The following is a 13564-nucleotide window of genomic DNA, read 5'->3' on the forward strand; positions in this document are numbered from 1 at the left end:
GCTCTGCGCGCGGTTTGCTTTATCCGGAAGGACTGCTGTGGACGAGGTTGTGGACAAGACCCGGTTGCGGCTCGGCGTCGCCTACGACGGGGCCGCGTTCTCGGGGTGGGCGCTGCAGCCCGGGCTGCGGACCGTGGCCTCCGAGGTGATCCGCGCGCTGGAGCTGCTGTTCGGCGAGATCGCCGACTTCACGGTGGCCGGGCGGACCGACGCGGGGGTGCACGCGACCGGGCAGGTCGTGCACGTCGACGTGCCGACCGCGAAGTGGGAGGCCGTGGGGGAGAAGCTGCTGTGGCGGTTGCGCGGCATCCTCCCGGCTGACGTGCGGGCGACCTCGGTCGAGGCCGTCGACCCTTCCTTCAACGCGCGGTTCGCGGCGCAGTGGCGCCGGTACCGGTACCGGGTCGCGGACGCGACCTGGGGCGTGAACCCGTTGCGGCGCTTGGACACCCTCGCGTGGCAGCGGCCGATCGACGTGGAGCGGATGCACGCCGCCTGCCAGCGCCTGATCGGCGAGCACGACTTCGTGGGCTTCTGCAAGCAGCGCGAAGGCGCGACGACGATCCGGGAGCTGCATCAGTACGACTGGGCGCGAGACGAGGACGGCGTCGCGGTGGCGACGGTGCGCGCGGACGCGTTCTGCCACTCGATGGTCCGCAGCCTGGTGGGCGCTGCCCTCGCGGTGGGCGACGGCCGCCGCGACGAGGAGTGGCTCGCCTCGATCCTCACGATCGGCCAGCGGGCGAACGACGTCCACGTGGTCGGCCCGCACGGTCTCACGCTGCTCGAGGTCTCGTATTCCGAGGACCCGAAGGACTGGCAGGCCCGGGTGGATCTGACGCGCCGGGTTCGGACGCGTTAGGCGCGTTCGACTGGACGCCGCATTTCCGGTAATCGTTTATCTGTGTGTGAAACCGGATAGCGCGAAGTAACCCGGCGCGAATCGGATGGTGACCGGCCCGTAGCGTCCGCCTCCGATGCTCGGTGGCATGACTGAGACGCAGGCACCGGATACCATCTTCGACCGAATCGGCGGGGAAGCCGCAGTTGAGGCGGTCGTGGAGATCTTCTACGGGAAGGTCCTCGGCGACCCTGAGCTGAAGGACTACTTCGCGGCGACCGACATCGAGGGACTGAAACGGCACCAAGCCAGGTTCGTGGGGATGGCGCTGGGCGCGACCAGGCCTTACAGCGGGCGGTCGATGCAGAAGGCCCATGAGGGTATGGGCATCACTGAAGCAGATTTCAACCTCGTCGTCGGGCATCTCGCGGCCGCTCTTACCGAGGCCGGCGTGGATGGACCGACGATCGAAGCGATCGCCGAAAAGCTCGTTCCATTGAAAGGCGACATCGTCACGGCGTGACGGTGTGAGCGAGCGCAGTTCCTGCAGTCCGGGCCGTGCCGGTCTCCGGTTGCTCGGTCTGGCTGGATCAGGGTTAGGACGAGCAGCGACAAACAGGGTGGTGGCAGGGCCCCGGTCGCCCTCCGGCTGCCTGATCCGATCTCCTTGAGGTTCAAACCCGGCAGCGACAACGAGGCCTGAGGCGGTCCCGGCCGGTCTCCGGTTGCTCGGTCCGATCGTTTCGAGGTTCAACCTGGCAGCGACGACGAGGCGGGAGTGGGGCTTTGGTCTGCCTCAGGCTTTCCGGTCAGAGTGTGTCGGGGTTCAACCTGGCAGCGACGACGAGGTGTTGGCGGGGCTCTGGTCTGCCTCCGGCCTTCCGGTCAGAGTGTGTCGAGGTTCAATCGGGCAGCGACAACGAGGTAGTGGCAGGGCCCGGTCGTTCTGCGGCTGCCCTGCCTGATCCGGTCCTGGTTCAACCCGGCAGCGATGGGAGGGTGTTGGCAGGGGTTGGTTTCCTGCCCCGGGCATGCCGAGGGGCCCGATCCCTCTTGGGGATCAGGCTGCGCTGCATGGTGGTTGTTGCCCTTGCGGCGCTTCCCCCCAGCAGTCTGCCTGCTGGGGCAGCCTAAGACCGGTATCGGGGAGGGCGGGCTCGGTGCCCTGAACTTCTCTCGGCATCTTGCCTTGGCGGCCCGCATGGCCTGCAATGCCCGGTCGCGGTCGATGGCCTCAGCCATCCCATCGAGTTCGGGTTTCATGCTCTCGGACCATTCCGAGCGGTAGAGCCCGGTGGGGAACACATCCCAGTCCGAGCCTTGGTTCTCGGTGTCCATGTCGGTATCGGTGCGCCAGTCGGAGCAGCCGCACCTGGATGCACCGGGGGCGCTCAAGGCGGGTTCGTGGCCGTCGTGGTGGGTGATGATCGCCTGGCCCGGGCCGGTCTTCTCCACCGACCAACCGGTCGTGTGGATGCGCCCATGGTGGAACCTGCAGAGCAGGATCAGGTTCTCGGCGGCCGTCACACCGCCGTCGGCCCAGTGCTGGATGTGGTGCGCCTCAGTCCAAGCCACGGGCCGGTCACAGCCGTGCCAAGCGCACCCTTCGGGTTGCTCGAGCTCCAGCTTGCGGCGGAGGGAAGCGTTCGGGAGGCGCATGGCCCTGCCGAGTTCGACGGCTTCCCCGGTGGTGTAGTTGAAGACCGAGGGGATGACCCCGGCTTCGCAGGCGAGGAGGCGGGCACGGGCGACACTGATGGGCTGGCCTTCCAGGAGGGGGAGGCGGCCGGTCTCCTTGCCCTGCAGGGTCTCGATGTCCACGACCAGGTCCAGGGTGGCAGTGTGCCCATGCCTGGTGGCGGCTTGCGGGGAGGACCCGTACCCGGCCAGGAGCTGGTGGAGTGCTTCGGCGTTCCGGTTCGCCTGCGCGGGCAGCAGGCCCTCGCTGTCGTCTTCGCTGCCGGCCTCGGTGTCTTCTTGGCGCGGGGGCGGGCAGGCGGTCTTCAAGTACTTGTCCAAGAGCCTGCCGGTCGCCTCGGACAGGGTGCCTTCGAGGTGCCAAATGCCGTTGCCGGTCTCGGTGAGTTCGAGCCGCTGGAGGGACTGCTCGCCCAACTCGTCGAACAGTTCGGTCTCTTCGGCGATCGAGGCCCACAGTTCATCGAGGTGTCGGCGCAGGTCTTTGAAGGAAGCATGAGCGCAGTACTGGGCGACCATCGCCTCAGGCGTGGCGCAGAGGATGTCCGGGTCGAAGGGGGAGGGGACCGGGGTTCTGAAGGGGGTGCGGGCGAACAGGCGCATGGCCGGGGTCTGGTCGAGCTGGCGGACGGCATAGGCGACCTGGTCGATCCGTGCTGTTCCTGTCGTTGCCGCTTTGGCCAGGATCTGGAACTTCCCTGACAGTCTTGCGATGGCCGCGATGGATCCTGCCGTGTTGTACGTGAAGTCGAACTGCGACAGCAACAGATCCCGCAGCGCCGAGAACCCGAACTCCGAGCGGTGCAGCCCCTGCTCCTTCATCGCAATCACTGCGGACAGGACCTGGGAGTGGAAGGCATTGATACCGGCAGCGGCCTCATCGAGGGCCGTGCGGATCGCCGCTGCCTGAGAGCGGCGATCGGCAGAAGCAGAGAGGTTCGAGGCGGGGGAGAGGGCCGGAGTGGTGTGGGTGTCGCATGCGGCCATGGGTCTCGCCTCCTCGCCTGTTCTCGAATGATCTGGCTGTTTTCGCTTCCTTGTTCGTACTTCAATGATGACATCCCATCGTGCTGGTGTCATCACCCGATAGAGTGAACATTCCATAGAGGACTATCAATATTCGCCCCGGCCCGCCCCGCCGCCACCCGCAAACATCCTGGGGCGCAAGGTAAACCGAGAGGGGATCACCCGCGTCCCCCGCGCTGCCTGTCAGCCGCTGGGCACACCCACCCGCCCTCAGACCTCTTTGTCGCTGCCCGCTTGAGCCTCGGCCCATGCGGCCCGGCATTCGTTTCAGGTGTCGCTTCCAAGGTCGCGCCAAGGGCTGCTGCGACCAATAGTGACCGAGTTGTTACTCGGTGACGGCCCGGTCACGGTCGGGTCCTGTTTGCTCACCGCGCCATCACGGTTCGGCAACGAGGGGAACCGAAACGCGGAAACGGCTGTCTCATGGAAGTACCCCGATATCCCGAGTGAGAAGGGAACCCCTCCATGAGACGCCACCACGTGGCCGGTATTCCGGCTGCCCTCATGCTGATCGCCGTCGCCGCCTGCTCCGGTCCCGGCTCCGATTCCGGTGCAGTGCAAGACATGTCAGGGGCGGCGCCAGCGCCCGCCGACGAGACGTACGGAACGAACGAGCCGGTCTCGCCGGCGGATGATCCGGAGTCGACGTTCGCGGTCGACGTGGACACCGCCTCCTACGACTACGCGCGCCGCTCGCTCGAGGACGGCGCTCTGCCGCCGGCCGACCAGATACGGCCCGAGGAGTTCGTCAACTACTTCGACCAGGGCTACAGCGAACCCGACGGCAACGGGTTCGCGGTCAGCGTCGACAGCGCCGAACTGCCGGAATGGTACGACGCGGGCGACGCGACCCACGTGATGCGCGTCGGCCTCCAGACCCGCAGCGAGCCCGAGACCGAACGCGCCGATGTGAACCTGACCTTCGTCATCGACGTCTCCGGCTCCATGGAAGGCGACCGGATCGAGCTCGTCCGCGACTCGCTCGACCTGCTCGTGAGCCAGTTGCGGCCGACCGACGCGGTCGCGATCGTCACCTATGAGTCCGATTCCGAAGTGCTGCAAGGCATGACGGACGTGGGCGACGGCGAGGAGCTGCACGAGGCGATCAGCGAGCTCAACGCCCGCGGCTCCACCAACATGCAGGCCGGGCTCGAGGACGGCTACGAACTGGCCGGCGAGGTCTTCGACCCGGCCAAGGACAACCGGGTCATCCTGCTCTCCGACGGCGAAGCGAACGTCGGCCTCACCGAGCACGACGCGATGCTCGACGAACTGGGCGAGGACATCGCCGCGGGCATCACCCTCCTGACCGTGGGCGTCGGCGACTCCTACAACCAGGAGCTGCTGGAGCAGCTGGCCGACAACGGGGACGGCTGGGCCGTGTACTTCGCCACCGAGTCCGAGGCCGAGCGCGTGTTCTCCGAGCGCCTGACCTCGACGCTCGGGGTCGCGGCGCGCGACGCGAAGATCCAGGTGACCTTCGACGAAGCGACCGTCGCGGAGTACCGCCTTATCGGCTTCGAGAACCGCGCGATCGCCGACGACGAGTTCGAGGACGACGGGGTGGACGGCGGCGAGGTCGGGCCCGGCCACAGCGTGACGGCCCTGTACGCGCTGACGCTCACGGGCGATGGCGGGGACGTGGCGACGGTGGGCGTGCGCTGGCAGGACCCGGAGGGGGAGGAGACGGGCACCGCCGAGGCGGTCCTGCCGACCGAGGATCTGAGCGAGGACCCGGGCTCGCACCTGAGCGTCGACCTGGTCGCGGCGGCCTTCGCGGAGATCCTGCGCGGCAGCTCGGCGTTCGACTGCGAGGACCTGCTGCCCGCGGCCCGGGAACTCGCCGAGACGAGCGAGGACCCGGACGTGGACGAGCTGGCGGACCTGATCGAGACCGCCTCGGCCTTGGGGGCGTAGCCCGTCCGCGTTCGGGTGGGCGATCCGCCGCGATCGACGCATGCGTCCGAACGGGCCCGGCGCGGAAGCGCCGGGCCCGCGTCGTCACTCGATGCCGGCGGCCTTTCGGGCTTCGACACCCGGAAGCTGGTCGAAGACCAGTCTGATGCGGGTGATTCTGCCGTCCCGGACGGTCATGTGCTCGGCGGCCATGAGGTCTGTGACGAACGGCGTCGTCGAGCCGTACATCAGCATCGCGGCGTCCTCGTCGCCGTACGCCGCGACCAGCGATGAGCCGATGAGCTGCTGCGCGAACGGTTCGAGGAACGCGCGGAACGCGGCCGCGCCCTCGAGGCGCCCGATCGGCGTCTCGCAGACGACGTGATCGGCCAGGTAGGTCATGGCGTGCTCGAAAGCGTCTCCGGTCCACGCCTTGTAGTAGGCGGGGGCGGTCTCCAGGGGCGTGCTCGTTGCGGTCATTGCACTTTCCTTTCCTCGGTTCACTGGGTTGGACACCGCCGGAGGGCCGGGCGGAACGGTCCCGGCCCGATCGCCGCGACAATGTCGGCGGGCGGTGCGAGGATGCGGGCATGACCCAGACCGTGCTCGATCGCGCCCGCGCCGGGGACGAACAGGCCTTCCGCGAGCTCACGGAGCCGTACCGGGGCGAACTGCGGCTGCACTGCTACCGCATCCTCGGCTCGCTCTCCGACGCCGAGGACCTGGTGCAGGAGACGATGGTCGCCGCCTGGAAGGGCATCGCCGGGTTCGAAGGCCGCGCCGCGATCCGGACGTGGCTCTACCGCATCGCGACCAACCGCTGCCTGAACGCGAAACGCGATGCCGCTCGCCGCCGGATCGCGCAGCCGACCGCGCCGTTCCGCGTGCCGGAGCCGAACGGCCGCAACGAGGTGGCGTGGCTGCAGCCCTATCCCGATGCGCTGCTCGACCAGGTCGCGGACGCCGATCCGGGCCCTGAGGCGCGGTACGTGGGGCGGGAGGCGGTCGAGCTGGCGTTCATCACCGGACTGCAGCTGCTGCCGCCCCGGCAGGCCGCCGCGCTGGTGCTGCGCGACGTGCTGGGCTTCCCCGCGGGCGAGGTCGCGGACATGATCGGCGCCGGCCCGACCGCGCTCAAGGGAATCCTGCAGCGGGCGCGGGCCTCGGTCGACCGGCACCGCGCGGGCGAGGATCCACCGCCCGAGAGCTCGGAGGAGGAGCGGGCGCTGACGCGGCGGTTCGCGGACGCGCTCACCGCCGGAGACATCGACGGCGTCGTCGAGCTCCTGACCGACGACGCGTGGCTGTCCATGCCGCCCGCGCCGCACGAGTACCATGGCCGCGAGGCGATCGCGGCGTTCCTGGCGTCGGGCGCGGCATGGCGCGCCGCGCACACGGTCCGCCAACTGCCGACCCGCGTGAACCGCCAGCCCGCCCTCGGCTACTACGTGATGGACCCCGGGCCCGGGTTCGCCTACCCGCCGGGGCTCACGGTGCTCACGTTCCGCCGCGACCGGATCCGCGCCATCATTCGCTTCGTCGACCCGGGTCCGTTGAGCCGCTTCGGCCTTCCCGACGCGCTCTGACGCGCGGGCGGACGAAATTGAGCGCTGCGGTCGCAGCGTCCTAGCCGCTCGGCCGGTTGCCGAGGTCCGGGCGTGTATTCGCTGGTAACGAAGTTTTTGAACACGTTCGATCTCACCTTCGCGGCCCTTGTGAAAGCATTCACAAGTGCGTGATTCCGGGTTTTCGAGGCCGTAGCTTCAAGGCATGGATGCAACCCAGCTCCTCGCCCAGGCGTCCGATGTGGTCGCCGCCGCAGACCCGGCCGGGCTCATGCCCGCGCGCCAGCAGATGGCGCTGTCCCTCGGATGGCACATCATTCTGGCCTGCTTCGGGGTCGCGTTCCCCGCCATCATCTTCGTGATGCACCTGCGCGGCATCCGAAAGAACGACCCGGTCGCGCTCAACCTCGCCAAGCGCTGGGGCAAGGTCTCCGCCGTGCTCTTCGCGATCGGCGCGGTCTCCGGCACCGTCCTCAGCTTCGAGATGGGCCTCCTGTGGCCCGGCCTCATGGGCAGCTTCGGCGACGTGCTCGGACTCCCCTTCGCCTTCGAAGGCCTCGCCTTCTTCCTCGAGGCGATCTTCCTCGGCATCTACCTCTACGGCTGGGGCAAGATGCCCCCGAAACTCCACCTGCTCATGGTGCTGCCCATGGCGATCACCGGCGTCATCGGCACCTACTGCGTCCTCGCGGTGAACGCCTGGATGAACGCCCCGGTCGGCTTCGACATCGTCAACGGCGAGGTCGTGAACATCGAACCCTGGGCGGTCCTGTTCAACCAGCACGCCTTCCTCGCGTTCGCGCACATGTGGCTCGCCGCGTACATGGTCGTCGGCTTCTCCATCGCCTCGGTCTACGCCGTCGGCATGCTCAAGGGCCGCCGCGACCGCCACCACCGGCTCGGGTTCATGGTGCCGTTCGCGTTCGCCACCATCGCGGCCCTCGCGCAGCCGCTCGCCGGGCACTTCCTCGGCCACGACCTCGCCGAACGGCAGCCCGCGAAGCTCGCCGCGTTCGAGTACGCCGACGAGACCGCCGACGGCGCGACCCCGCTGACCATCGGCGGCTTCTACATCGACGGCGAAGTCAAGTGGGCCATCGAGATCCCGTACCTCTCGTCGGTCGCCTCGCTGAACTCGTTCACCGAGCCCGTCCCCGGCCTCGACCAGATCCCCGAGGAGGACGAGCCGCCCGTCAACTTCACCCACTACTCGTTCCAGACCATGATCGGGATCGGCCTGCTGCTCCTCGCGGCCGTCGCCCTGTACTGGTTCCTGCGCTGGCGGAGACTCGACCTGCTGAAGAACAAGTGGTTCCTGCGGTTCATGGCGATCACCGGCGGGCTCGCCATGATCGCGATGGAAGCCGGTTGGATCGCAACGGAAGTGGGCCGCCAGCCGTGGATCGTCTACGGCGTCATGCGCACCACCGAAGCCGCCGCCGACCACTCGGCCGGCCTGTGGTGGATGTACGGCGGCTCCGTGGTCCTCTACGGCGGCATGACGATCGCCGCGATCGTCATCCTCCGCTCGATGGCCCGCCGCTGGCGCGAAGGCGCCGCCGACCTGCCGAGCCCGTACGGGCCGAAGCAGCTCGCCGCGGAAGGGCCCGCCGAGGCCCGGGACCGCACCGATGAAGAAGAGGGCGCTCTCGAGAGCACCGGCTCGAAGGAGACCGCGAAATGATGACGCTCGAATTCGCCGTCGCCGCAGCGCTGTTCGCCGGGGTCGTCGCCTACGCCTTGTTCGGCGGCGCGGACTTCGGGTCGGGCTTCCACGACCTCACCGCCGGCGGCGCCCGGCGCGGCGCTCCACTGCGGACGCTCATCGACCACAGCATCGGTCCCGTCTGGGAAGCGAACCACGTCTGGCTCATCTACGTGCTCGTCATGTGGTGGACCGGGTTCCCGGAGTCGTTCGCCGCCGCGATGACCACCCTGTACGTGCCGCTCGTGCTCGCCCTCGTCGGCATCGTGCTGCGCGGCGCGAGCTTCGCGTTCCGCAAGTACAGCGAGACCCTCTGGCAGGCAAAGCTGTTCGGGATCGTCTTCGCGACCTCCTCGGTGCTCGCGCCGTTCTTCCTCGGCACGATCGTGGGCGCGCTCGCCTCGGGCCGCGTGCCCGCCGGCGGGAACGGCGACCCGTGGTCGTCCTGGATCAACCCGACCGCGCTGTTCACCGGATTCATCTCGGTCGGGACCTGCGCGTTCCTCGCCGCGACGTTCCTGACGGCGGACGCCGCCCGGCGCGGCGAGACCGCGCTGGCCGCGCAGTTGCGCATCAGATCCCTTGTGGTCGGCGCCGGGACCGGGGTCGTGGTGTTCGCCGGGCTCATCCCGATCGAGCACGACGCGCCGACGTTCTGGGACGGCCTGACCGGCCGCGCCGCGCCCGTCATGGCGCTCTCCGCGCTGGGCGGCATCGCGACGCTGGTGCTGTTGTGGCGCAGGCGTTTCGGCCCGGCCCGACTGAGCGCCGTCATCGCGGTCGCGGCCGTGATGGCCGGGTGGGGGATCGGGCAGTACCCGTGGGTGCTGGTCGACCAGGTGAGCATCGCCGAGGGCGCGGGCGCGCGGGCGACCCTGCAGGGGCTGCTCGTGGCCGTGGGGATCGCGGCGGTGATCGTCGCGCCGGCGCTCGGCTACCTCTTCTATCTGACGCAGTCGCCCGAATGGAACGGGGAGGAGCGCGGCGGCGTCAAAGCAGGCGAGGGTGGTTCGATCCGCCGCGGCGTGGCGCACTGGAGCGGTCGGCTGGGGAACTGACCACTTCGGACGAATCTTGACACCTGCGGTGGATGAGAGGGGGCCGGGCGCGCCAGCGCCCGGCCCCCTTCGGTTGCGGGTCAGATGCTGAGCGACCAGCTGTTGAGCGTGCCGCTGGAGCCGCCCGAGTAGGTGTCGGTGACGCGCAGCGTCCAAGTGCCCGAACGGTTCTCGGTGGAGAGGTTGACGCTGTAGGTGGTCGCGATGTTAGCGCCGGAGCCGCCGGCGGCCTTGAGGGTGCGGCTCGTGCCGTCGGGGGCGATGAGCGCGATCGTGATGTCACCGCTGTACGGGTGGGTGATGTTCACGGTGACCGAGCTCGTGGAGGACGCGGTCCCGGTGCAGGAGAGGGCGATCGTGGAGTTCAGCGGCGAACCTTCGGGGATCGCGGCGGCGGTGGTCTTGGAGCCGTTGCAGTCGGTCGGGGTGCCGCCGGAGGAGCCGCAGTAGGTGGTCAGGGCCGACTGGATCGCCGACTTCTCGGCGGCGTCGACCGTGAGCTTGTACAGGTACTTGACGTGGGTCCAGGCCTTGACGTAGTCGCAGCGCAGGCCGGTGGTGTTGACGGGCATCCACTCGGCCGGGTCGTAGTCGCTCTTGGCTGCGTTCACGGAGACGGTGGCGATCCAGAGCTGCGGGGAGTTGATGTCGTTGGCGAAGGCCTGGCGCTGGGCGGTGGTCCAGGCCCAGGCGCCGGAGGCCCAGGCCTCGGAGAGGGCCACGACGTGGTCGATGGAGGCGTTGGAGACCGTGGTGGTCCAGGTGTTGTCGAAGTCGGACTGCCAGTTGCCGGAGGTCGGCTGGCAGCCGTCGCTGGTGACGACGTTCTGGCCGTCGCGCTTGAGCACGTACTGACGGGCGGTGCAGCTTCCGGTGCCGCTCACGGCCTTCCAGTGGGGGAAGAGGTCGCGGTCGTAGGTGTCGCCGTGCGACTCGGCGGCCACGGTGAGGGCGTTGAGCTCGGTCTGCGCGGTCGAGGTGGACGGGATGCCCGGCGGCCGAACGGCTTCGGCGGGTGCGGCGTCGAGGACGATGAGCGAGAGGACGGCCAGCGCGGTCGCGATGAGCGCGGCCAGCGCGCGGCGGGCGGGAAGGGTCCAGGAAGGCATGTCGGCTCCTGAGTGAGGCGGTCGGGGAGCGGCCGGGGCCGGTCGCGGGGTGGGCCTGCCGGGGACGGATGGGACGCAGGCCTGGATTGATCAAATCATGGGATGATCGGCTATGGCAATAGTCACAGTAGATTGTTCACATTCCCGACACGACCCGGTCTGGGCGGTGAGGCCGGAAATTCGTCGAAAAGCGGAGGCGCACAACGAGAACCGCCCGCGCTGAAGAGCGCGGGCGGCGGAGACGGCGGATGGCGAGCGCGCGGTGGAGGCGGCGGACGGCGGTGTTCGAAGCGTTGGGCGCGATCGCGGATGGAGGCCGGCGAATCGATGTCGTAGCAGCGGGGCATCGTCGATTCGGGGGCGCCTGCGAATGCCCGATTTGCCGGGACCCTCCCTTCACGTTTCCCGGGCGCGATCCGGTGTCGGGCCCTTGCGGGAGAATGGAATCGGGGGGTCCCCAAGTGTCCGATTTGCCGGGACCCTCCGTTCACGTTCGGGCCCCGGCTCTCGCTAGTGGACGTCGCGCCTCGGGTTGAGCTGGTCGATGAACCAGACGTCGACGAGGTCGCCCACGATGGCGCGCACCGGGTCCGACGCCTCTTCGATCGGTTCGCCGTCGGTGCGGCCGATGACCACGTACATCAAGTAGTGCCCGTAGGTGTTGTAGCCGACCATCGTCGCGGCCCGGCCCAGTTCCGCCGCCTCGCCGTCCGTGCGCAGCGCCGCGAACCCGCCTTCGAGGCCCGCTTCGATCGCGGCGCGCAGCGCGTCCGCCTCGGCCGCGTCGGCGAGGTTGAGGACGCCGGCCGTGGCCGCGTACTCGCCGTCGGGATTGATCAGGGTCGCGCGCACGGTCTGGGTGCAGTCGGCGTCGTCCAAGAGATCGGCGAGCTCGTCGAGCCCCGCATCGGCGCAGTTCGAGAGTTCTTCCGTCTCAAGCACTTCGTACGCCCCCGTGCCTCCGGCCGGGGTGATCGAGTCCGCGCCGAACAACTCCTCGACCGAGATCGGCGCGGTGTCGGTGGCGCGGCTGGCGATCGGATCGACCACCTCGGGCGCGGCCGCCGACTCGTCTACTGAGGACGGGTGGTCGGCCGCCGGTTCCGCGCTCGACGCGGACGGGTCCGGTTCCCCCTCGCGGAGCACGATGAACGCCCCCGCCGCGCAGGCCCCGGCCACCGCGAGCGCGCTCACGACCGCGAGCGCCACCAGCCACCACCGGGTGCGGCGCCGGGCGCGTTGAGCCGCGCGGCGCAGGGGGCGCGAAGCCTGGATCTGGTCCAGGTGCGCTTCCATCTCCTCCTCGGGCGACCGCTGTCCCGGTGCGGGCGGCAGCGACCGGCCCGGTGCGAGCCGGACGGTCGGCGTGCGGTCTTCGGGGCTGAGTCGCGCCGTGGGCGCGCGCATCTGCGAGCGCTCGTCGAGCTCCGCCCAGTCGAATCCTGGATTGTCCGGAGGCCGGGGCGCCTGCGTCTCCTGGGGAACTCCGAACGGTGACGGGCCATGTGCCATGGAGGCAGCTTAGACCCGGAAACCGCCGAAACCGGGAAACGTTCCCCCGGGAGAAGGACGGGGTCGAGCGGCGTTCATCTCCCCGGGTGACAAGGGGTGCCGCGTGACATATCACATGTCATGTACTGCCTTGACGCGCGCGAACGGTGCGACGGTCCGGGGAGTCGGTGACATGTCACGCGGTACACCGCGTCAGGTGGGGAGCGATGGTCGTGCGCCGGTCGAGGGGCGGTGCGGCCGCCGCTCATCGGGCCGGTGGTCGTATGTCATGCACTACTGCGGGCCGGGCGGACGGCGCAGGTCTCTAACCGGCGGATCCCGGCGACCGGCTCGGGCCCGGCGCGCGACAATGTGGGGCATGTCCAAAGGCCCAGCCGACCAGCCAGAGCACTACTTCAGCGAGCAGCCCGCCGTCGAGGACCGTGAGCGCACCGTCGAGTTCGAGCTCGACGGCGTCGAATACGAGCTGACCACCTCCACGGGGGTCTTCTCCGGCAACCGCCTCGACCCCGGGACGAGCGTGCTGCTGCACAAGGTCGTGCCGCCCGAGGCCGCCGGGACCTTCCTCGACCTCGGCTGCGGGTACGGGCCGATCAGCGCCGTGCTCGCCCAGCGCGACGACGCCGAGGTCTGGGCCGTCGACGTCAACCGCCGCGCCCTCGACCTCACCCGCCGCAACACCGAGAAGGCCCCCGGGACCGTGCACGTCGCCGCCCCCGAGGACGTCCCGGCCGACCTGCGCTTCGACGAGATCTGGTCCAACCCGCCCATCAAGGTCGGCAAGGAGGCGCTGCATGAACTCCTCGAGACCTGGCTGCCCCGCCTCAAGGAGGACGGCGTCGCATGGCTCGTCGTCTCCAAGCACCTCGGCGCCGACTCGCTCGCGCGCTGGCTCGGGGATGAGGGCTGGGAAGTCGACAAGCACGCGAGCGCCAACGGCTACCGGGTCCTGAAGGTCGAGCACGCCCAGGCGTAATCGCACCCCGTGGAGATGTCGACCGGCGGGCACCGCCGGGTCTAACTAACGGACCCAGAACTCGCGAGAGCGGCTGAGTCCTCCGGCAGCGCGCGCCGCGGCGCGCGCCGCCGGCGCGCGGCCGGGCCGCGCCCGACGCCCGGCCCGCCGCGCTTGCGGGCACACGCCCGGCGGCGGG

At 69.4% G+C, this 13564-nt stretch carries 11 protein-coding genes; 7 read left to right on the plus strand and 4 right to left on the minus strand.

The window, feature by feature from the left end; translation table 11 throughout:
• Positions 1–37 precede the first annotated feature (37 nt).
• Together truA and O2L01_RS07405 are read left to right on the plus strand one after the other, a co-directional pair.
• The gene (truA, locus tag O2L01_RS07400) at positions 38–862 is read left to right on the plus strand and encodes a tRNA pseudouridine(38-40) synthase TruA (RefSeq protein ID WP_270121272.1); all 825 of its coding nucleotides are present in this window, start codon (positions 38–40) and stop codon (positions 860–862) included.
• A 127-nt stretch (positions 863–989) separates the two neighbouring features.
• Positions 990–1364 carry a group I truncated hemoglobin gene (locus O2L01_RS07405; protein ID WP_270121273.1) on the plus strand — a complete coding sequence of 125 codons (375 nt, stop codon included), beginning with the start codon at positions 990–992 and terminating at the stop codon, positions 1362–1364.
• Positions 1365–1726: 362 nt separating this feature from the next.
• Here O2L01_RS07405 and O2L01_RS07410 read toward each other — a convergent pair whose 3' ends face one another.
• On the minus strand, positions 1727–3526 hold the full coding sequence (locus O2L01_RS07410) for an HNH endonuclease signature motif containing protein (protein ID WP_270121274.1): 1800 nt from the start codon (positions 3524–3526) through the stop codon (positions 1727–1729).
• Positions 3527–4030: 504 nt separating this feature from the next.
• Here O2L01_RS07410 and O2L01_RS07415 point away from each other — a divergent pair.
• Positions 4031–5482, plus strand: a complete 1452-nt coding sequence (locus tag O2L01_RS07415) for a vWA domain-containing protein (protein ID WP_270121276.1) — start codon at positions 4031–4033, stop codon at positions 5480–5482.
• An 84-nt stretch (positions 5483–5566) separates the two neighbouring features.
• Here O2L01_RS07415 and O2L01_RS07420 read toward each other — a convergent pair whose 3' ends face one another.
• The gene (locus O2L01_RS07420) at positions 5567–5941 is read right to left on the minus strand and encodes a nuclear transport factor 2 family protein (protein WP_270121277.1); all 375 of its coding nucleotides are present in this window, start codon (positions 5939–5941) and stop codon (positions 5567–5569) included.
• Positions 5942–6051: 110 nt separating this feature from the next.
• Between O2L01_RS07420 and O2L01_RS07425 the strand changes: the two genes are divergently transcribed.
• The 3 genes from O2L01_RS07425 to O2L01_RS07435 all read left to right on the plus strand — a co-directional run bounded on the left by O2L01_RS07425 (position 6052) and on the right by O2L01_RS07435 (position 9789).
• Entirely contained in the window at positions 6052–7047 is a 996-nt protein-coding gene (locus O2L01_RS07425) for an RNA polymerase subunit sigma-70 (RefSeq protein ID WP_270121278.1), read from the plus strand.
• A 184-nt stretch (positions 7048–7231) separates the two neighbouring features.
• Complete coding sequence (locus O2L01_RS07430) at positions 7232–8710, plus strand: cytochrome ubiquinol oxidase subunit I (RefSeq protein ID WP_270121279.1); 1479 nt, start codon at positions 7232–7234, stop codon at positions 8708–8710.
• On the plus strand, positions 8710–9789 hold the full coding sequence (locus tag O2L01_RS07435) for a cytochrome d ubiquinol oxidase subunit II (RefSeq protein WP_344469154.1): 1080 nt from the start codon (positions 8710–8712) through the stop codon (positions 9787–9789). The genes O2L01_RS07430 and O2L01_RS07435 overlap by 1 nt, the downstream gene beginning before the upstream one ends.
• Positions 9790–9869: 80 nt before the next feature.
• Here the strand turns inward: O2L01_RS07435 and O2L01_RS07440 are convergent, their stop codons facing one another.
• Both O2L01_RS07440 and O2L01_RS07445 read right to left on the minus strand, forming a co-directional pair.
• A complete protein-coding gene (locus O2L01_RS07440; protein ID WP_270121281.1) occupies positions 9870–10898 on the minus strand; it encodes a proprotein convertase P-domain-containing protein in 1029 nt (342 codons plus the stop codon).
• Positions 10899–11408: 510 nt separating this feature from the next.
• On the minus strand, positions 11409–12410 hold the full coding sequence (locus O2L01_RS07445; protein ID WP_270121282.1) for a hypothetical protein: 1002 nt from the start codon (positions 12408–12410) through the stop codon (positions 11409–11411).
• 358 nt (positions 12411–12768) lie between these two features.
• On the opposite strand from O2L01_RS07445, the gene O2L01_RS07450 reads away from it, so the two are divergent.
• Positions 12769–13386 (plus strand): class I SAM-dependent methyltransferase, encoded by a 618-nt coding sequence (locus O2L01_RS07450; protein WP_270121283.1) that lies wholly within the window; start codon positions 12769–12771, stop codon positions 13384–13386.
• Positions 13387–13564 lie beyond the last annotated feature (178 nt).

Source organism: Glycomyces lechevalierae (genome assembly GCF_027622945.1).
GTDB classification, from domain to species: Bacteria; Actinomycetota; Actinomycetes; order Mycobacteriales; family Micromonosporaceae; genus Glycomyces; species Glycomyces rutgersensis.